Source organism: Variovorax sp. PBL-H6, from assembly GCF_901827155.1.
Taxonomy (GTDB): domain Bacteria; phylum Pseudomonadota; class Gammaproteobacteria; order Burkholderiales; family Burkholderiaceae_C; genus Variovorax.
Genome location: NZ_LR594659.1, coordinates 51,505 through 69,324, shown reverse-complemented (window position 1 = coordinate 69,324; position 17,820 = coordinate 51,505). Strand labels below are relative to the sequence as shown.

18 protein-coding genes are annotated in these 17,820 nt (G+C 69.7%); 11 read left to right on the top strand and 7 right to left on the bottom strand.

Annotation, left to right across the window (positions count from 1 at the left end):
• Positions 1 to 38 precede the first annotated feature (38 nt).
• A complete protein-coding gene (locus G3W89_RS00355) occupies positions 39 to 320 on the top strand; it encodes a hypothetical protein (RefSeq protein WP_162572255.1) in 282 nt (93 codons plus the stop codon).
• Positions 321 to 431: 111 nt separating this feature from the next.
• Positions 432 to 620, top strand: a complete 189-nt coding sequence (locus G3W89_RS00350; protein WP_162572254.1) for a hypothetical protein — start codon at positions 432 to 434, stop codon at positions 618 to 620.
• Between the two features lie 22 nt (positions 621 to 642).
• Here G3W89_RS00350 and G3W89_RS00345 read toward each other — a convergent pair whose 3' ends face one another.
• Positions 643 to 1,350, bottom strand: coding sequence for a Crp/Fnr family transcriptional regulator (locus G3W89_RS00345; protein WP_162572253.1), 708 nt, complete (start codon positions 1,348 to 1,350; stop codon positions 643 to 645).
• 105 nt (positions 1,351 to 1,455) lie between these two features.
• Here G3W89_RS00345 and G3W89_RS00340 point away from each other — a divergent pair, with 105 nt between their 5' ends.
• Genes G3W89_RS00340 through G3W89_RS00330 form a run of 3 tightly spaced genes read left to right on the top strand, consistent with a single transcriptional unit; the run spans position 1,456 to position 5,157 of the window.
• On the top strand, positions 1,456 to 2,373 hold the full coding sequence (locus tag G3W89_RS00340) for a 3-keto-5-aminohexanoate cleavage protein (RefSeq protein WP_162572252.1): 918 nt from the start codon (positions 1,456 to 1,458) through the stop codon (positions 2,371 to 2,373).
• A complete protein-coding gene (locus G3W89_RS00335; RefSeq protein WP_162572251.1) occupies positions 2,370 to 3,314 on the top strand; it encodes a 3-hydroxyacyl-CoA dehydrogenase NAD-binding domain-containing protein in 945 nt (314 codons plus the stop codon). Before G3W89_RS00340 ends, G3W89_RS00335 begins: the two co-directional genes overlap by 4 nt.
• A 31-nt stretch (positions 3,315 to 3,345) precedes the next feature.
• Positions 3,346 to 5,157, top strand: coding sequence for a feruloyl-CoA synthase (locus G3W89_RS00330; protein ID WP_162572250.1), 1,812 nt, complete (start codon positions 3,346 to 3,348; stop codon positions 5,155 to 5,157).
• A gap of 9 nt (positions 5,158 to 5,166) precedes the next feature.
• On the opposite strand, the gene G3W89_RS00325 is transcribed toward G3W89_RS00330, so the two are convergent.
• Positions 5,167 to 5,913: a hypothetical protein gene (locus G3W89_RS00325; protein ID WP_162572249.1), complete on the bottom strand. Its 747-nt coding sequence runs from the start codon at positions 5,911 to 5,913 to the stop codon at positions 5,167 to 5,169.
• 300 nt (positions 5,914 to 6,213) lie between these two features.
• Between G3W89_RS00325 and G3W89_RS00320 the strand changes: the two genes are divergently transcribed.
• Entirely contained in the window at positions 6,214 to 6,534 is a 321-nt protein-coding gene (locus G3W89_RS00320; RefSeq protein ID WP_162572248.1) for a winged helix-turn-helix transcriptional regulator, read from the top strand.
• Between the two features lie 49 nt (positions 6,535 to 6,583).
• A complete protein-coding gene (locus G3W89_RS00315) occupies positions 6,584 to 7,555 on the top strand; it encodes a threo-3-hydroxy-L-aspartate ammonia-lyase (RefSeq protein WP_162572247.1) in 972 nt (323 codons plus the stop codon).
• Between the two features lie 3 nt (positions 7,556 to 7,558).
• Here G3W89_RS00315 and G3W89_RS00310 read toward each other — a convergent pair whose 3' ends face one another.
• Genes G3W89_RS00310 through G3W89_RS00300 form a run of 3 tightly spaced genes read right to left on the bottom strand, consistent with a single transcriptional unit; the run spans position 7,559 to position 12,244 of the window.
• Entirely contained in the window at positions 7,559 to 9,844 is a 2,286-nt protein-coding gene (locus G3W89_RS00310) for a LamG domain-containing protein (protein WP_162572246.1), read from the bottom strand.
• A complete protein-coding gene (locus G3W89_RS00305; protein ID WP_162572245.1) occupies positions 9,841 to 10,815 on the bottom strand; it encodes a Bug family tripartite tricarboxylate transporter substrate binding protein in 975 nt (324 codons plus the stop codon). The genes G3W89_RS00310 and G3W89_RS00305 overlap by 4 nt, the downstream gene beginning before the upstream one ends.
• Before the next feature lie 28 nt (positions 10,816 to 10,843).
• Complete coding sequence (locus tag G3W89_RS00300; protein ID WP_162572244.1) at positions 10,844 to 12,244, bottom strand: aminotransferase family protein; 1,401 nt, start codon at positions 12,242 to 12,244, stop codon at positions 10,844 to 10,846.
• A gap of 66 nt (positions 12,245 to 12,310) precedes the next feature.
• Here G3W89_RS00300 and G3W89_RS00295 point away from each other — a divergent pair, with 66 nt between their 5' ends.
• Entirely contained in the window at positions 12,311 to 13,231 is a 921-nt protein-coding gene (locus G3W89_RS00295) for a LysR family transcriptional regulator (protein ID WP_232076231.1), read from the top strand.
• 18 nt (positions 13,232 to 13,249) lie between these two features.
• Here the strand turns inward: G3W89_RS00295 and G3W89_RS00290 are convergent, their stop codons facing one another.
• The gene (locus G3W89_RS00290; RefSeq protein ID WP_162572243.1) at positions 13,250 to 14,569 is read right to left on the bottom strand and encodes an AsmA-like C-terminal region-containing protein; all 1,320 of its coding nucleotides are present in this window, start codon (positions 14,567 to 14,569) and stop codon (positions 13,250 to 13,252) included.
• A 114-nt stretch (positions 14,570 to 14,683) separates the two neighbouring features.
• Between G3W89_RS00290 and G3W89_RS00285 the strand changes: the two genes are divergently transcribed.
• Together G3W89_RS00285 and G3W89_RS00280 are read left to right on the top strand one after the other, a co-directional pair.
• The gene (locus G3W89_RS00285) at positions 14,684 to 15,109 is read left to right on the top strand and encodes a hotdog fold thioesterase (protein ID WP_162572242.1); all 426 of its coding nucleotides are present in this window, start codon (positions 14,684 to 14,686) and stop codon (positions 15,107 to 15,109) included.
• 56 nt (positions 15,110 to 15,165) lie between these two features.
• Positions 15,166 to 16,524, top strand: coding sequence for a solute carrier family 23 protein (locus G3W89_RS00280; RefSeq protein WP_162572241.1), 1,359 nt, complete (start codon positions 15,166 to 15,168; stop codon positions 16,522 to 16,524).
• Here the strand turns inward: G3W89_RS00280 and G3W89_RS00275 are convergent.
• Positions 16,491 to 16,826: a hypothetical protein gene (locus tag G3W89_RS00275; RefSeq protein ID WP_162572240.1), complete on the bottom strand. Its 336-nt coding sequence runs from the start codon at positions 16,824 to 16,826 to the stop codon at positions 16,491 to 16,493. The genes G3W89_RS00280 and G3W89_RS00275 overlap by 34 nt on opposite strands.
• Before the next feature lie 227 nt (positions 16,827 to 17,053).
• Here G3W89_RS00275 and minC point away from each other — a divergent pair, with 227 nt between their 5' ends.
• Entirely contained in the window at positions 17,054 to 17,809 is a 756-nt protein-coding gene (gene minC / locus G3W89_RS00270) for a septum site-determining protein MinC (RefSeq protein ID WP_162572239.1), read from the top strand.
• Positions 17,810 to 17,820: the final 11 nt, after the last annotated feature.

The window sequence follows — 17,820 nt, the reverse complement described above, 5'->3', positions numbered from 1 at the left end:
TCAGTGGCAGACTGCGGCATGCAATCGAGGAGCCGACGATGAACATGCTCGAAATGCCCGAAGCGCAACGCGCCGAGTTGCAAAACCGCAGCGCCCTGGCCATCGATGGGCACGGCCAGGAAGTGCTGCTCGGCATGAATGCCGAAGAGTCGCACTTCTTCGTCGCCTGCATGCAGAAGACGCCTGCGCAGCGCGCGCAACGCGATCGCTACGCGGAACTGAAGGTGCGGCATGAGGCGGCCCGCCTCAAGCTCGCCTCGGTGGACGACGAGAGCACGGGCGACGAGAACGGACCGCCCCATCTCACGCACAAGTTCTGAGCGCGCGCAAGCGGCGCGTGCGAGTTCTCCCACGGTCGATGACGCGGCACCCTGACATCGGCGGATCGCGCGTTCGATAACTTGAAGGCAGTAGCTTTCAAGGAACTTGCGATGCCAAGACATGATGTCCTCCGCCGTGCGGAGATGCGCCCGGCGCGGCGCGAGGCGGACTACGAGCGATGGCGCGACGAAGACGATGTGCAACGGGTCCGCCCGCATGCGGGCCCGGACGGGGGAGGTGAACAGCTCCAGAGCCCCGGCGCCAAGCCCCTGCACCGGACGCAGCAACAGCAGCATTGAAGCCGGCCCCGCTGCTGCAGCGCTATTCGACGAAGCGCCGCAGGCCTTCCAGGTCGACCACGGTGATCCCGCCGTACTCGATGTGCAGCAGCCCCGCCTCGCGCAGCCGGTTGAGCGCCGCATTGCAGCGCTGGCGCGACAGCCCGGACAAATTGGCGATCTCCTCCTGCGAGGTCTGCAGGTGCACATCGCTGCCCGGATGCAGCCACGGATGGAACAGCCCCGCCAAGGCCCGCGCCACCTGACCATCGGCATCGAGCAACCGGTGCGCCGCGTAGTTGCCCATGAACCAGTGCAGGCGCTCGTTGAGCTGGCGCAGCAGGAAGTGGTTGAAGCTCAGCTGCGTCTGGTGCAGCCACTCGAAAGTCTCCACCGGAAGACGCGCCACCCGGCTGTCGCGCAGCGCGATGATGTCGGCCGAGCGCGGCAGCGCCCGCAGCAGCGTGCCTTCGCCGAACCAGCTGCCGACGGAGAGGCCGCCGAGCGTCACGGAGCGCCCATCCTCGGCGGTCACGGACCACTTGAGCAGCCCTTCCAGGGTGCCGTACCAGTGCAGCGGCGTATCGCCGCGCCGGCACAGCGCGCTGCCGGCGGCCACCGGCTGCTCGCGCATCTCGTCCAGGACCCGCGCCTGGGCCTCGGCGTCCAGCGCCGGGAACCAGCCCGAGCGCTCCAGCAGGTCGGGGAGGGAAAGGGAGGCCGCCTGTCTCCGGCTCGGCTTGTTGTGCATCGACGCTCCTGCGCCGCGTAAACCCTGACTCCAAATGTCGTCGCAATGACTGTGGGGCCCGCGGCAGTCAAAAATAATAGCGGGCTCATCCAAGGAGACCGACCGATGTCCAAGCGCAAGGTGATCGTGACCATCGCCCCTACCGGCGGCATGGCGCACAAATCGCAGAACCCCCATCTTCCCACCCAGCCCGCGGAGATTGCCGCCGACGTGGTGCGCTGCTGGAAGGCCGGCGCCAGCGTGGCCGCGATCCATGCGCGGCGGCCCGACGATGGGGCGACCTGCGACGCGGCGGTGTACCGCGAGATCAACCAGCGCATCCGCGATGCGGGCTGCGACATCGTGATCAACAACTCCACGGGCGGTGGCGTGCACGGCGACATGGTCAAGCCGCTGCCCGGCGGGCGCTGGGAGATCGCCTTCGAGGAGCGCGTGAAGGGCATGGATGCCGGCGCCGAGATGTGCACGCTGGACGCGACCACGCTCAACCTGAGCTTCGAGGGCCGCGAGATCCTGATGGACACGCCGCTCGGCAAGGGCCGCGAGCTCGCCGCCGGCATGAAGGCGCGCGGCATCAAGCCCGAGTGGGAAGTGTTCAGCCCCACCCACATCCTGCAGGACACGACCACGCTGATCAACGAGGGGTTGGACGAACAGCCCTACTTCATCAACCTGGTGATGAACGTGCACCGCAACTTCCAGAACGCGATGCCCTTCTCGCCGCGCCATCTGCAGATGATGGTGGACACGCTGCCCAAGGGCGCGATCTTCGGCGTCAGCGGCATCGGGCCCTCGCAGCTGGAGGCCAACATCAGCGCGCTGCTGCTGGGCGGCCATGCGCGCGTGGGGCTGGAGGACAACCTGTACTACCGGCATGGCGAGCTCGCCACCAACCTGCAGTTGACCGAACGCATCGTCCGCGTCCTGCACGAGATGGACCTGGAGCCCGCCACCCCGGCCGAGGCGCGCGACATGATGGGGCTGCCGCGCATGGGGCTGCCGAAGCCCGAGTTCGCGCCGTGAGCAGCACGACCATCGCACGCGCTGCCGTGGTCGGCACCGGCGTGATCGGCGCCAGCTGGGCGGCCTGGTTCCTCGCGCGGGGGCTGGATGTCGACGCCACCGACCCTTCGCCGGGCGCCGAGGCGCGGCTGCGCGAGGCGGTGGCGCAGCATTGGCCCACGCTCGAGCGCTTCGGGCTGGCTGAAGGTGCCTCGATGGAACGGCTGCGCTTTCATGCGTCGCTGGAAGACGCAGTGCGCGAAGCGGACTTCGTGCAGGAGAACGGCCCCGAGCGCCTGGACTTCAAGATCGATCTCTTCCGCCGCATGGACGCCGCGGCGCCGCCGCATGCGATCCTGGCCTCCAGCTCCTCGGGGCTGACGGTCAGCGGCATGCAGGCGGGCTGCGCGCATCCGGAGCGGGTGGTGCTGGGCCATCCCTTCAATCCACCGCACCTGATCCCGCTGGTGGAAGTGATCGGCGGCGAGCGCACCTCGGCCGACGCCGTCGAGCGCGCGATGGCCTTCTACGCCGCCATCGGCAAGCGGCCGATCCACGTGAAGCGCGAGGTCAAGGGGCACATCGCCAACCGGCTGCAGGCGGCACTCTGGCGCGAAGCCTTCCACCTCGTCGAGCAGGGCGTCGCATCGGTGGCCGACATCGACACCGCGATCTCGCAGGGCCCGGGGCTGCGCTGGGCCGTGATGGGCCCCTTCATGAACCTGCACCTCTCGGGCGGCGCCGGCGGCATCGCGCATGTGCTGGCGCATCTCGGCGGGCCGATCGAAGAGTGGTGGAAGGACCTCGGCTCGCCGCTGATGACGCAGGCGCTCAAGCAGCAGGTCATCGAAGGCGTTGCAGCGGAGCTGGGGGAGCGTCATCGAAGCGAGCTTGAACGCACGCGCGACACCCTGCTGTTGAACCTGATTCGCGCCAAGGCGGCCTCCGGCACACTCGAATAACGAGGCGCCCTCGGCCGCCAGGAGACAAGCGATGAAAGCCACTGGCTTCCTCGACGACGAGACCCAGCTCGCACCGCCGCGCACGATCCGAATCGATTTCGACGACGGCTCCTTCGCGCTGCGCTCGCCCATCGCGCTCCGGCCGTATGCCCGCTGCATCGGCGAATGGCTGGAGCGCTGGGCGCGTGACACGCCCGAAGCGCTGGCGCTGGCCGAGCGCGACGAAAGCGGCGAGGGCTGGCGCAAGCTCGACTACCGCGCGCTGCGCCATGCCGTCGGCGCGGTGGCGCAAGGCCTGCTCGACCTGGGCGTGCCGCAGGACAGGCCGGTGGTGATCCTCTCCGACAACGCCATCGACCATGCGGTGCTGATGCTGGCCACCCTGCACATCGGCCGCACGGCCTGCTCGCTCTCCAGCGCCTACTCGCGCATGGCCAAGGACCCATCGCGGCTGCACGGCATCCTGCAGGCGCTGGACCCCGCGCTGATCTATGCCTCGGATGCCAAGCTCTACGGCGGCGTGCTGGACGGCTGCGGCGTCGATGCAATCACGGTCTTCAGCCGCAACGGCGACGCGCACCCCGGCGCGCGCTCTTTCGATGGGCTGCTGGCCACCGAAGAGACGCCGGGCGTGATGCGGGCCTTCGAGGCCATCCTGCCCGACACCCATGCCAAGTACCTGCTGACCTCGGGTTCCACCGGCCGGCCCAAGGTGGTGATCAACACGCACCGCATGCTGTGCGCCAACCAGCAGATGATCGCGCAGACCTGGCGCTTCCTGGACCAGGAACCGCCGGTGCTGGTGGACTGGCTGCCGTGGAGCCACACCTTCGGCGCGAACCACAACTTCAACATCGTGCTCTGCCATGGTGGCGCGCTCTACATCGACGAAGGCCGGCCGGCGCCGGGCCTGATCGACAAGACGGTGCGCAACCTGCGCGAAGTGCGGCCCACGCTGCTGTTCAACGTGCCGCGCGGCTACGACATGCTGCTGCCCGCGCTCGAAGCCGACGAGGCCCTCGCGGCCGATGTGCTGTCGCGCCTGCGCCTGTGCTTCTACGCCGCGGCGGCGCTGGCGCCCTCGACCTGGCAGCGGCTCGAGGCGGTGGCGAAGCGCGCGCGGCCGGCTGCGCCGCTGTGGCTCACCACTTCATGGGGCGCAACCGAGACCTCGCCGGCCATCACCTCGGCGCACTGGAAGCTCGACGGCGCGGGCTGCATCGGCGCGCCGTTGCCGGGACTGGAGCTCAAGTTCGTGCCCAGCGGCGACAAGCTGGAGATGCGGGTCAAGGGCGTCTCGGTGTTCCCCGGCTACCGCAACGCGCCGCGCGAAACCGCCCAGGCCTTTGACGAAGAGGGCTACTACCGCATCGGCGATGCGGGCTACCTGGTCGATGCGCAGCGGCCCGAATGCGGCGTGATGTTCAACGGCCGCGTGGCCGAGGACTTCAAGCTCACCAGCGGCACCTGGGTGTCGGTCGGCACGCTGCGCGTGGCGCTGGTGTCGCGGCTGGCGCCGCTGGTGCAGGACGTGGTGATCACCGGCCATGACCGCGATGCGGTCGGCATGTTGGTCTTCCCGAGCGCGCAGGCCGCGCAGCGCCCGCGCGAGGAGCTGGCGGCGGCGTTGCTTCGCACGATGTGCGCGCTGCGCGACGAGGGCGCGGGCTCCTCGCGATGCCCGGTGCGCGCGCTGGTGCTGGCCTCGCCGCCGGACATCGACGCCGGCGAGATCACGGACAAGGGGTACATCAACCAGCGGGCGGTGCTTGTGCGGCGCGCGGCGGAGGTCGAGCGGCTGCACGCGGACGGGGACGATCCCGAGGTCGTGCACCTGGCCTGAAGCGTCGCCCTACATCCCCCAGCGCGCATCGCCGCGCCCCGGCCCCACGCTCGCGAAGCGGTAGGGCAGCGGCAGCGATGCGGTCGTGCGGCTGGCCTGCAGCACGGCGCGGTCGGTCTCGACCTCGTGGAAGCAGGCCAGCATTGCCTTCACGCCCGGCGCCCGGCCGGCCTGCGTGCGCCAGGACGGCCACTCATGGTCCATCTGGGCGCAGAGGTCCCTCCAGGTCTCGGCGAGGGCGGCCCAGGACACCAGTTCGGGGTCGGCCACGCGGCGCGCGAGCCGATGCAGCGACCGCTGCAGCGAAGGCACCTGTTCCACCAGCAGGCGGCAGCGACGGAAATCCTGGGCGTCGCGCGGCAGGTCGAGCGCGGTGCCGCCGTAGTGAGGCGGGCGCACGCCGGTCAGCAAGGTGAAGAGCGCCAGGCTCGACGGGCCCTGCTCGCCGGCCGCCAGCCAGCGCACGGCCTGCGCGTCCAGCCGGCGCGCCGCGCGGCCCAGTTGGGCGCGCACACGCCCGGTGGCGGCCGCGGCCTCCTGCTCGCGGATGCGTGCGAGACCCTCGGTCGGGCCGATGACCGCGGCGGCACCCAGCATGCGCGCCACACCGGCATGCAGCACATGCAGATCGCTGGCCTGGCGCAGCAGGCGCAGCCAGGCACCCAGAGGCATGTGGCCGTACACGATCGTGCAGCCTTCGCGCTGCAGGATTCGGTAGGTCGGCGCGCCCTCGGCCGGCGGTTTCCACGTGCTCATGCCCGTCTATCGGCAGGCCAGTGGCCGGCCAACAGGGCAACAGAGGAAAAAACACGGCGTGCGCGGCCTGGGCGACGCTTACTCCAGCTTCATCCCGGACAGGCTCACCAACGCGCCGCCCACGATTCCAGCGGCACGCGCGCCCCATTGCACACATAGCTGATCGCGTGATACCAGCCCGCCGGCATCAAGCAGCTCTAGGAGCTGCGGCCTGCGACTCCTCTGACTAGAATGGCCGGCGATTCGGGATTTGCTACGGAATCCGTAGCGCAAGCCGCCTCGCGACGTTCACCAGCCGCCATGCCCTCTGCCGCCACCGACAACGCCCATCTCGCCGTCCGTCGTCCCATCATGGCCCTGCTCGAGCAGCTGGGCCGCAAGGGCACGCTGCGCATCTTGTGGGCGCTGCGCGACGGCGCGCCGCAAAGCTTTCGTGTGCTGCAGGCGAATGCGGGCGAGATGTCGCCCTCGGTGCTGAACGATCGGCTCAAGGAGCTGCGCGCGCTGCGGGTCGTCGAACTGGCCGAGCTGGGCTACGGGCTCACCGAATCGGGCGTGGAACTCGTCAAGCGGCTGAAGCCGCTCAACCAATGGGCGGACCGCTGGTTCGATGCGCTTTGACGATACGTCCAGACATCAACAATCCGTCGCAGACACAGGAAACAACGCCATGCCAGACACCCTGAAGCTCCCCACGTACGACGATGTGGCCGCTGCCGCGCGGCGCATCGAAGGCCACGCCCATCGCACGCCCGTGCTGCGCTCGCGCACCGCCGATGAGGAACTGGGGGCACAGCTCTTCTTCAAGTGCGAGAACCTGCAGCGCATGGGCGCCTTCAAGTTCCGTGGCGCCTTCAACGCGCTCGCGAAGTTCGACGAAGCGCAGCGGCGCGGCGGCGTGGTCGCCTTCTCCTCGGGCAACCATGCGCAGGCGATCGCACTGGCGGCGCGCATCCTCGGCATGCCAGCCACGATCGTGATGCCGCACGACGCCCCGGCCGCGAAGGTGGCGGCCACCCAGGGCTACGGCGGGCAGGTGGTGATCTACGATCGCTACAAGGACGATCGCGAACAGATCGGGCGCGATCTGGCGCAGAAGCACGGCATGACGCTGATTCCGCCGTACGACCACCCCGACGTGATCGCCGGCCAGGGCACGGCGGCGAAGGAGCTGTTCGAGGAAGCCGGCCCGCTCGATGCACTGTTCGTGCCGCTGGGCGGCGGCGGGCTGCTCTCCGGCACGGCATTGGCCACGCGGGCGCTCGCGCCGCAATGCAAGCTCTACGGCGTGGAGCCCGAGGCGGGCAACGATGGGCAGCAGTCTTTTCGCAGCGGCAGCATCGTCCACATCGACACGCCCAAGACCATCGCCGACGGCGCGCAGACGCAGCACCTGGGCCAGCACACCTTCGCCGTGATCCGCCGCGATGTCGATGACGTGCTGACGGCGAGCGACGCACAGCTGGTCGAGGCGATGCGCTTCTTCGCCGCGCGCATGAAGCTGGTGGTCGAGCCCACCGGCTGCCTGGGCTTCGCGGCGGCCCGCGAGATGAAGGCGCAGCTGCGCGGACTGCGCGTGGGCGTGCTGATCAGCGGCGGCAACGTCGACGTGGAGCGCCTGGGCGCGCTGCTCGCAGGCTGAGCTTCACTCCCTGAGCTGCACCCCGAAGCGGTACAGCACGTTTCGCAGCAAGCGACCGAAGACCGGGTCGCTGCCCAGCACCCAGGCCGCGCCCACTGCGCCGGCGTGGAACACGCGACCGCCTTGGGGCCGCTCCCAGTAGATCATCTCGGCCGAGAGGCCGTCGAGGGATTCGGTGAGGTTCGAGAAGCAATCGAGGTAGGCGTCGAGCCGGCCGGGCACGCGGCGGATGCCGTGGGCGATGACTTCGATGTTCTGCTGCGGCACGGGCAGCGACGCGCCCGGCGGCACCTGCTTCGTCATGCGCGCCAGGGTGGCGATGGTGAGGTCCCACTCGTGGCCGATGGCGCGCGGCAGCCCGCCGCCGGGCGCATGGCCGAAAGTCTGGCCTTCGGCGAGGCCCAGCGGGTGCGGCTCGTTGAAGAGAGCATGCCGCGGCTGCGCGACGTGGTAGACGCCGAAGTCCTCGCCATCGGCGAACGCCCAGCCCGCGGTCTCCAGGCCGACGATGTCGGCGGCCGCGCGGCCGGAGGCCTTGAGCCGGCCGCCGCGCGCCCAGTCCTGGCTGTGGTACTGCTCGCCGAAGGGGCCCGCAGGCGGGCCCACCGGCGGCACGGTCTCGTCATGATCGGGACCATTGACCTTGCGCTGCTCCATGACCGTCATGTCCTCGTCGTAGCTCACGCGCAGGTACATGGTGTTGCCCGAGAGCACGATCGCGCTGCCGCCGCGGCGCAGGTAGTCGTCGAGGCCGTCGACAGCAGGGGTCGACCAGTACTCGCTGTGGCCGTTGACGATGACGCTCTGGTAGCGCGAGAGCAGCGAAGGGTCGCGGTGCAGGTCGATGTCGCCGATCACATCGAAGTCGTAGCCCTCGCGCTCCAGCCAGACATGGAGACGACGTTCGAGCCGCGCCCACTGGCTGAAGCCGCTGCCTTCGGGGTCGTACAGCGCATTGGGGCTCGCGTTGGGCCACGGCATGCGCAGGCCGACCTGGTAGCAGGGCTGGCCGGCGCGGTGGTAGGTGTAGCTGCAATAGGCGGGCGCCTGCGGATGGCAGCTCTCCAGGCCCGCCGCGCGGCGCGGCCACACGGGATCGTCCACCACGTTCTTCGCGAAGGGCGTGCTCGCATAGGCCAGCCAGCTGTTGACGGCGCACAGCACGAGAACGGGTGCGGGCGCCGCATGCACGGGCTTTCGGACGATGAACGTGATGTCGTAGTCCGCATCGCGGCCCTCGAGCTCGAAGCGAAGGCGAGCGACGTACAGGCCGGACCTTGCGTCCCCCGGCACACGGAACTCGTGCGTGGCCTCCCAGCGGCAGTCGTAGAGGTCGTCGCTCGCCAGCCGCAGGCCATGGCCGCGTGTCGAATCGCTGAAGGGGTCGTAAGTCGATTCGGCGTCTTCGTGAGCCCCGACCCTGGCCGGCTCGAACGCGGGGCCGACGATCATCCACGTGCCATGGTTGACGATGCGGCCGGTGCGCTGATGGCCGCTCGCATCGGCCACTTGCGTGCCGCGCTCCTCGCGCAGCGGCCAGCAGGCCAGCACCGAGCGGACGGGCGGGACGACCAGGCCGCGTTGCGCGAAGCGCTGCGCGATCTCCTCCGCTTTCAGGGCGCGGTCGTACAACGCGGGCATCAGCAGGTCGGCGTCGACGAAGAGGTCGGCCCGGCCGTCGACGCCGGCGGCGCCGAGGCGCAGCGGTGCGGGGCCGGGCCGCACCTGCTGCGCGGCCTCCCACTGCCCGGCCTGCACGCCGTCGATCCACAGCGCGGCGACCCTGCCGTTCCACGTGGCGACCACATGCTGCCAACGCCGCGGGGCCAGGTGGCCACGGGCCTGCAACGCATCGGCGCGGAAGGCGCCGCCGTCGCCAAGGTGGAAGCCCAGCGCCCCGCCCTCCTCGATGAAGAGGCCCCAGCCGCAATGCGCCGGGAAGTCGTACTGCCCGACGAGGCTTTGCCGCACGTCGATCCGCCACGGCTTGACCCAGCATTCCACCGTCAGGCCGTGCAAGGGCAGTACGGAGGGCAGGCCCTTGTCGACATGGACATAGGAGCCCGGGTGAATGGGTTGCACCCGCGCGGCCGAGGGCGCGAAGCGATGCAGCTCCACGTCGTCGCTGCGCCCTTCGACATCGTTGCCCAGCCGGCAGACCGAAAGCCGATAGGCACGGTCGCTGCTGACGTGGAAGCGCAGCAGCTCCCCGGCCGCCACGCTCTTGTGGTCGGCATAGCCGTGGACGCCGGGAAGATGAAGAGGCTTGTGCGGGGGAATGCTGGTCATTCGGAAGTGAAGCCCGAGGCCTTGACCACGGGGCCCCAGCGCTTGAGGTCGTCTTCGATGAGGCGGCTCAGCTCGTCGCCGCTGCTCGGGTGCGGATCGCTGCTGAGTTTCAGCAGTCGCTCCTGCACCTCCTTGTTGGCCAACGCCTTGCCGAGCGCCGCATGCAGCTGGTCGACGATGGGCTTGGGCGTTCCGGCCGGCACGAACAGGCCGGTCCATTCGAGGTTGTCGAAGTGCGGCTGGCCCAGCTCCTTCAGCGTGGGCACGTCGGGCAGGAGTGCGGCGCGCTTGGAGCCGTTGACCGCCAGCACCTTCAGCTTGCCGCTCTGCTGGTAGGCCACCAGGTCGGCAATCGGCGTGATGCCGGCCGCGATCTGGTCGCCCAGCAGGTCCTGCACCAGCGGCGCGGCGCCGCGGTACGGCGCGGCCACGAGGTTGACCTTGGCTTCGGTACCGAGGCGGTAGCCCATGAACTGCGCGACGCTGCCCGGCGCAGGCACGCCGTAGCTGGCCTTCTGCGGATCGGCGCGTGCGATATCCAGCCACTGCTTGACGTCCCTGGCGGGCAGCGCCGCGGGGACGGCAAGGCCTTCGTAGAAGCTGGCGATGCGGCCCACGGCCTTGAAGTCCTTCACCGGGTCGTAGCGCACGGACTTCGAGGTCAGCGGCAGCATGACCATCATGTGCATGTTGGCCAGCAGCACGGTGAGGCCGTCGGGCGCGGCGTTGCGCACGTAGTCGGCTGCGATCTGGCCGCCGGCGCCGGTGCGGTTGTCGACGACCACGGTGGTGCCGAGCTCGGCCGCGAGCTTGTCGGACAGGGTGCGCGCCTGCACATCGGCCGAGCCGCCCGCCGGGTAGCCGACGATCAGCTTGACCGGACCCTTGCTGGTGGCGATCTGCGCGGGCGCGGCAGCGGCGAAGGCGAGGCTGGCGCACGCCAGTGCGGTCTGCAGGAGACGATGGATCATGTGAGCCTTTGGAGGGATGGGAAAAAGGTCAGGCCGCGAGGCCCTTGCGCGCGATCTCGTCGGCGAGGTCCGCGAGCGATGTCTCGAGCAGCTCGGCCAGCGTGTCGATCTCGGCCACGCTGATGGTGAGCGGCGGCGTGATCATCTGGAAGTCGCCGAAGGCGCCGAGGTTGGCGCGCCGGTTGTAGAGCGCAATGCCGTGCTTCAGGCCATGCTCGGTCAGCCGCGCCGGGGCGTTGAAGGCTGTGGGCAGCTGGCGCTTGCTGGACTTGTCGGCCACGATCTCGATCGCCGTCAGCAGCCCCTTGCCGCGCACATCGCCGACGATGGGCGAGCGCGCCGCGATCTCGCGCAACCGCGCCATCAGCAGCTCGCCGCGCTCGTGCGCCCGCGCGACCAGGTCCTGGCGGATCACCTCGTCGACGACCGCATGCGCGACCGCGCAGGAGAGCGGGTTGGTGAAGTAGGTGTGGCCATGCACGAAGCCCCCGCTGCCAGCCACCGCGTCGACGATCCGGTCGGGCGCCAGCAGGCAGCCCAGCGGGGTGTAGCCGGCGGCCAGGCCCTTGGCGAGGGTGACCAGGTCGGGCCGCGCCGCGGGCCAGTGGTGCGCGGCGAGGAAGGCGCCGGTGCGGCCGGCGCCGCTCATGATCTCGTCGTAGATGACGAGCACGCCATGGCGGTCGCAGATCTGCCGCACGCGCTCGAAGTACGCGGCCGACGAGACGACCGCGCCGGTCGAGAGGCCGCCGATGGGTTCGAGGATGAAGGCGAGCACGGTCTCGGGGCCCTCGCGCACGATCGTCTGCTCGAGTTCGTCGGCGCAGGCCATTTCGTGGGTCGCGGCCGTGTGCCCCTCCGGCACGCGGTAGGACAGCGGCGCGGGCACCTTGGGCATCGAACGGATCAGCGGCCCGTACAGCGTCAGCGTGTTGGCATCGCCGGTGACCGCGAGCGCACCGAGCGTGGAGCCGTGATAGCTGGGGTCGCGCGAGATCACCTTGCTGCGGCTGCCCTGCCCCGTGACCACCGCGTACTGCCGCGCCAGCTTGATGGCCGATTCGTTGGCCTCGGAGCCGCCCGAGACGAAGAAGGCACGGTCGAAGCCCTCGCCCGCCAGCGCGCAAACGCGGTCGGCCAGCGCGATGTTGTGCTCGCTCTCGAAGAAGCGCGGATAGGCGAAGCTCACCTTGGCGGCCTGCTCGGTCATCGCGGCGAGCACGCGCGGGTTGCCGTGGCCGATGTTGGCCACCACCGCGCCGGCGGTCGCGTCCAGGTAGCGCCGGCCATCGGCGTCCCACAGGAAGATGCCTTCGCCGCGCGCGATGCGCGGCGGGCGCGGCGCGCCCTTGGGCGCGTAGAAGCCGAGGACGGTGCCGCCCTGGGGCGTGTCGCCGACGGTTCGGGTGATGGAGGCCGGGGTGTTCATGCCGCGCACGATACGAACAGAGCGCACTGGCGGGTAGACGTATCGAGCGATGAAGTGCTATACGTCATGCGCATGAAGTACACCCACGACCGCCTGGACCTGCTCGCCACCTTCATTCGCATCGGCGAGAGCGGTTCCCTCAGCAAGGCGGCGCGGCTGCTGGACACCACGCAGCCGACGGTGAGCCGGCGCCTGCTGGAGCTCGAGCGGCTGCTGGGCTGCAAGCTGGCGCTGCGCACGACGGCGAGCTTCTCGCTGACCGACGAAGGCCGCTCGCTGCTGGCCGAGGCGCACGACCTGACCGATCGGTGGTCGGGGCTGTCGCACCGGCTGTCCGGCGGCCAGAGCCGGCCCGAGGGAACCTTGCGCGTGATCGGCCCGTCGGGCTACGGCACCGGCTTCCTGACGGACGCCGTGACGGACCTGCGCGCCGCGCACCCCGGCCTGCGCATCGAGCTGACGCTGACCGATCGCGTCGTCGACCTCGCCGCCTCGGGCGCGGAATGCTGGGTCTGCGTGGGCGAGGTGCGCGACCCGGGCCTGGTGAGCCGGCACCTGGGCGCGATGGAGCGCGTGCTGATCGCGACGCCGGCCCTGCTCAAGCGCACCGGGCCGGTCACGCTGGCCCGGCTCCCCTCGCTGCCCTGCGTGGGCCTGGTGCCCTATGTGGAGGGCAGCGTGCGGCTGCTCGACCGGTCGGGCCGATCGCGCATGGTGCGGCTGGACACGCCGATCAAGACCGACAGCCTGCTGTCGAGCTACCGCGCGATCCTCAACGGCGCCGGCATCGGCGCCGCGGCGCCGTGGATGTGCCACGCGGACATCCAGGCCGGGCGGCTCAAGCGGGTGCTGCCGCGCTGGTGGCTGGAGCCGATCGGCATCCACGTGGCGCTGCCGCCGGGGCTGTACCGGCCGGCCCGGGTGACGGCTTTCATCGAGGCATTGAAGCAGCGCATGCATGCACTGCCGGGATTCAGGCCGGCGTGATCAACCACGAGCGCCGGTTCAACGTGCCTTGGAGGGCGCGAGCCGCCGCGGCTTCGTCTTCTCGTCGTCCGAGCCGAACAGCTTTTCCACCTGCTGCCCGACGCGCGCGCCGATGGCGGTGCCCACACCCGGGAGCACGGCTGTGCCCACCGCCGCGCCGGCCAATGCGCCCCCGGTCATCGACAGCTGAGGGTTGTCGAGCGTGCCGGCCAGCTTGAGTGGCACGCCCACCATGCCGTCGACCAGGTCGATCGCCATCTCGCCGTCGAGGCGGCGATTGAGGACGCTTGCGCTTCCACTGGCGGTGAGCACGCCGGAGCGCGCCTGCAGTCCGATGTAGCGCAGCAGGATGCCGTCCTCGGTGTTCTGCGTCTCGACGGTGCCGGTGAGCTCGTCGAGCACCGTCTGGCCGCCGCGCGCGGCGTTGGGCGCGCCGACCACCTTCGAGAGGTCGAAGCCCTTGATCGTCGCAGGCTGCATGGCGAAGCGGGTGCGGGTGTTCAGGTGGCGCATCAGGTCGCCGAAATCTTCGCCCTCGCTTCGCACTTCGGTGCGGCCGTCGAAGCGGCCTTCGACCGCCTGATGCCGGCGGAAGGCGCTCACGAGGTCGCCCACGTCGATGCCCCGGGGCTCCAGCTGGGCGGTGAGGCGCAGGCGGCCCTGGTCCAAGGTGTGGAGCTCGGCCTGGCCGTTCCACGTGCCGCCGCCGGCATCGACCTCGACGCGCCAGCGGTCTTCCTCGCCTTCGCGGACAACACGCAGTCGGGTGGTGGGCGATACCCCTGGGCGCCGCAGTTCCGCCTCGCGGGGGCGCCAGCCGGGAGCGAAGCGCACATCGGCGTCGTAGGCGAGCGCGATGTCCTGGCGGTTGATCCACACGATGTCGTCCAGTCGAAGCCGCTCGATCGGAATGTCGGCCGGCTTCCAGGCGCCGGCCATCTCCCCGGAGAGTTCGCCCTTCTTCCAGCGCCCGCGGAAGGCACGCACCGAGGCCCGCGGCAACACGGCGCCTTCGACTTCGACGGCGTCGATGGCGATGGTGCGGCGCAACAGCGCCGCGAGCCGCGGCCGAAGGACGACGCGGCGCACGGTGATGGCCCGCGGCTGCTCGGTCGCGAGGTCGCGCAGCACCACGACCGGCGAGGGGCGCAGCGACCAGCTCGCGCTGCCCACGCGCAGGCCGATGCCGCTCGCGCGCTCGAAGCCCTCGCCGATGCGGGCGGCGAGCGCCTCGTCGCTGGGCAGCAGCCGCCAGGCGAACCAGGCCCCGCTGCCCAGCAGCAGGAGCAGCGTGATCACCGAGCCGATGACCCATCGCCGGGCACGCGTCAGCTTCATGCGGCGAGCTTAGATCCATCGCCCGGCGCCCGCATCGGCCGCGGGCCCGTGGCCGTGTCAGGGCCAGTCGCTATAGTTTTGGTCAAACCCCACTGAACGAACCGGAGAAAGCGAATGTCCATCTGGAAGAAAGAGATCTCGATCGAGGAACTCACCCGCAGTCACGTGAACACGGCGGTGGCGACGCTGGGCGTGGAGTTCCTCGAGATCGGCCCCGACTTCATCCGCGGCCGCGTGCCGGTGGACGAGCGCACGCGCCAGCCCTACGGCATCCTGCACGGCGGCGTGTCGGTGGTGCTGGCCGAGACGCTGGGCTCCTGCGGCGCGCACTACTCGGCGCCCGAAGGCCACCGCGCGGTGGGGCTGGACATCAATGCCAACCACATCAGGGCCACGACCTCGGGCTGGGTCACGGGCATTGCGCGCCCGGTGCATCGCGGCCGCAGCACGCAGGTCTGGCAGATCGACCTCACCAACGATGCGGGCGAGCTGACCTGCGTCTCGCGGCTGACGATGGCGGTTCTGATCCCGCAAGGCTGAGAAGGCGCGAGCGCGCCCGCCGGCCGGGCCAACAACAACAACCGAGGAGAAAAGACATGAGCGATTCGTACCTTCCCCGCTGGCGCGAGGTGGCCGCCGGCGACACTGCCGTGGTGGCGCCCGACGAGCGACTGCCCTGGCCGCAGACGTTCGCCCTGGGGGTGCAGCACGTGATCGCGATGTTCGGCGCGACCGTGCTCGCGCCGATCCTCATGGGCTTCAACCCCAACATCGCGATCCTGATGAGCGGCTTCGGCACGCTGATCTTCTTCCTGGTGACCGGCGGCCGCGTGCCGAGCTACCTGGGTTCCAGCTTCGCCTTCATCGGCGTGGTGATCGCGGCCACCGGCTACGCGGGCCAGGGGCCGAACGGCAATCTCGGCGTGGCGTTGGGCGGGATCATCGTCTGCGGGGCGGTCTACGTGCTGATCGGCGTGCTGGTCGCGCTGACCAACGAGCGGCACCACAAGTCGGCGCCGCTCAGAGGGGTCGAGGTGGAGGAGATCGAGCAGGACGTCGCGGTGCACTGGATCGAGCGGCTGATGCCGCCGGTGGTGACCGGCGCGGTGGTGGCGGTCATCGGGCTCAATCTGGCGAGCGTGCCGATCAAGAACATGGCGCCGACCGGCTTCGACACCTGGATGCAGGCGCTGACCTTCCTGTGCGTGGGCCTGATCGCGGTCTACGCGCGCGGCATGGTGCAACGCTTGCTGATCCTCATGGGACTGGTCGCGGCGAGCCTCATCTACGCCGTGCTCACCAATGGGCTGGGGCTGGGCAAGCCGATCGACCTTGGCCCGCTGGCGGCGGCCCCCTGGTTCGGCCTGCCAAATTTCACGGCGCCGGTGTTCGAGGTGAACGCCATGCTGCTGATCGCGCCGGTGGCGGTGATCCTGGTGGCCGAAAACCTGGGCCACATCAAGGCGGTGAGCGCAATGACGGGTCGCGATCTCAATCCGTACCTGGGCCGCGCCTTCATTGGCGACGGCATCGCGACCATGGTGAGCGGCGCGGCCGGCGGGACCGGCGTCACGACCTATGCGGAGAACATCGGCGTGATGGCGGCGACCAAGATCTACTCCACGGCGATCTTCGTGGTGGCGGCGTTCATCGCACTGCTGCTGGGCTTCAGTCCCAAGTTCGGCGCACTGATCCAGGCCATCCCATTGCCTGTGATGGGCGGCGTGAGCATCGTGGTGTTCGGCCTGATCGCGGTCGCGGGGGCCAAGATCTGGGTCGACAACCGGGTGGACTTCTCGCAGAACCGCAACCTGATCGTGGCCGCGATCACGCTCATCCTGGGCACCGGCGACTTCACGCTCAAGTTCGGCCAGTTCGCACTGGGCGGCATCGGGACCGCCACCTTCGGCGCGATCCTGCTCTACGCCGTGCTCAACCGCTCGCGCGCCGCCTGAGCCGGAGCCCGGCGCGGGGCGGCGCTTGCCCGGTAGACGCGCAAGACGCACGCCACGAGCTCCTGGAACAAGCCCATCGGATCTTCCACCATGCGCGCGACCGGGTAGCTGCCGAGCGAGAAACCTGCAAAGCGAATCTGGACGCGATCGAAGTAGAGATACAGGCCCTGGCCCGCGTCGAGCAGGCAGCGTTCGGCCGTGTCGAAGAAATCACCGCACTGGAGCTCGGCCGCCGGTGCCGCGCCAAGGCTGTAGGTGTAGAGGTCCGGCCGCACCGACCGAATGTCGAGGATAGGTTGCATGAGGGGACAATGAGCAGCCCGGGAGAGGGCCGAAGCGCGTGAGTCTCTGAAAAGAACGCCTGCGTGCTTGTAGGAGTCGACCGCGCCTTGGTGCCGGTGTTGCGTGGGTGAATCAATCTTGAAACCCAGTGCAAGAAGTGTTGTGCCCGGTCATCTTTCCAGCAAGCATCGACAGGTTGCCCGCCACTCCCCGTTAGACTCCAACGCTTTTCGCACCCACGTTTTCCATGGCAGATGCATCCGCCGCGCGCACCCGAGCGGTTTTCGAATTCAAGAGCGCGACGCTTCCGCTGATCGCCGTGATCCTCAAGACCGCGGACCTGGGCGTACTGGCCGAGGCGCTCGACGCTCAACTCGCCGATTCCCCCGATTTCTTCGACCAGGAGCCGGTCGTCATCGATCTCTCGCAGCTGGAGCAGAGCGATGCCGCGGCGAGTCTCGACTTTCCTGCGCTGCGCGCGCTGCTGGCGCGCCACCAGACACAGCCGGTCGCGGTGCGCGGCGGCAGCGACGGGCAGAACGCCGCGGCGCGCGCGGCCGGCCTGTCCGTGACCGCGATGCCGGTGCCGCCTTCGCCGAGCCCGCGGCCAGCTCCGCCACCAGCCGAAGCCCCCCAGCCCCAGATCGTGCGCGAGGTGCCGGTGCCTGCGAACGGCACGCTGGTGATCGACAAACCGCTGCGTTCGGGCCAGCAGGTGTACGCGCGCGGTGGCGACGTGGTGGTGACCGCAGTGGTCAGCTTCGGCGCCGAGGTGATCGCAGATGGCAACGTGCACGTCTACGCGCCGCTGCGCGGCAAGGCGATCGCGGGCGCGCGCGGAAACACCGAGGCACGCATCTTCACCACTTGCATGGAAGCGCAGCTGGTTGCGATAGCGGGCATCTACCGCACCGCAGAAGTCGCGCTGCCCGCGGAGGTTGCGGGCAAGGCGACGCAGATCTCGCTGGACGGAAAGAAGATCGTGATGAGCGCCATCGAATGAGGCGGCCATCC

Coding starts and splice junctions, on each gene's coding strand:
- G3W89_RS00355 (WP_162572255.1), top strand. CDS start 39: ATGAACATGCTCGAAATGCCCGAAGCGCAACGCGCCGAGTTGCAAAAC.
- G3W89_RS00350 (WP_162572254.1), top strand. CDS start 432: ATGCCAAGACATGATGTCCTCCGCCGTGCGGAGATGCGCCCGGCGCGG.
- G3W89_RS00345 (WP_162572253.1), bottom strand. CDS start 1,350: ATGCACAACAAGCCGAGCCGGAGACAGGCGGCCTCCCTTTCCCTCCCC.
- G3W89_RS00340 (WP_162572252.1), top strand. CDS start 1,456: ATGTCCAAGCGCAAGGTGATCGTGACCATCGCCCCTACCGGCGGCATG.
- G3W89_RS00330 (WP_162572250.1), top strand. CDS start 3,346: ATGAAAGCCACTGGCTTCCTCGACGACGAGACCCAGCTCGCACCGCCG.
- G3W89_RS00325 (WP_162572249.1), bottom strand. CDS start 5,913: ATGAGCACGTGGAAACCGCCGGCCGAGGGCGCGCCGACCTACCGAATC.
- G3W89_RS00320 (WP_162572248.1), top strand. CDS start 6,214: ATGCCCTCTGCCGCCACCGACAACGCCCATCTCGCCGTCCGTCGTCCC.
- G3W89_RS00315 (WP_162572247.1), top strand. CDS start 6,584: ATGCCAGACACCCTGAAGCTCCCCACGTACGACGATGTGGCCGCTGCC.
- G3W89_RS00310 (WP_162572246.1), bottom strand. CDS start 9,844: ATGACCAGCATTCCCCCGCACAAGCCTCTTCATCTTCCCGGCGTCCAC.
- G3W89_RS00305 (WP_162572245.1), bottom strand. CDS start 10,815: ATGATCCATCGTCTCCTGCAGACCGCACTGGCGTGCGCCAGCCTCGCC.
- G3W89_RS00300 (WP_162572244.1), bottom strand. CDS start 12,244: ATGAACACCCCGGCCTCCATCACCCGAACCGTCGGCGACACGCCCCAG.
- G3W89_RS00295 (WP_232076231.1), top strand. CDS start 12,311: ATGCGCATGAAGTACACCCACGACCGCCTGGACCTGCTCGCCACCTTC.
- G3W89_RS00290 (WP_162572243.1), bottom strand. CDS start 14,569: ATGAAGCTGACGCGTGCCCGGCGATGGGTCATCGGCTCGGTGATCACG.
- G3W89_RS00285 (WP_162572242.1), top strand. CDS start 14,684: ATGTCCATCTGGAAGAAAGAGATCTCGATCGAGGAACTCACCCGCAGT.
- G3W89_RS00280 (WP_162572241.1), top strand. CDS start 15,166: ATGAGCGATTCGTACCTTCCCCGCTGGCGCGAGGTGGCCGCCGGCGAC.
- G3W89_RS00275 (WP_162572240.1), bottom strand. CDS start 16,826: ATGCAACCTATCCTCGACATTCGGTCGGTGCGGCCGGACCTCTACACC.
- minC (WP_162572239.1), top strand. CDS start 17,054: ATGGCAGATGCATCCGCCGCGCGCACCCGAGCGGTTTTCGAATTCAAG.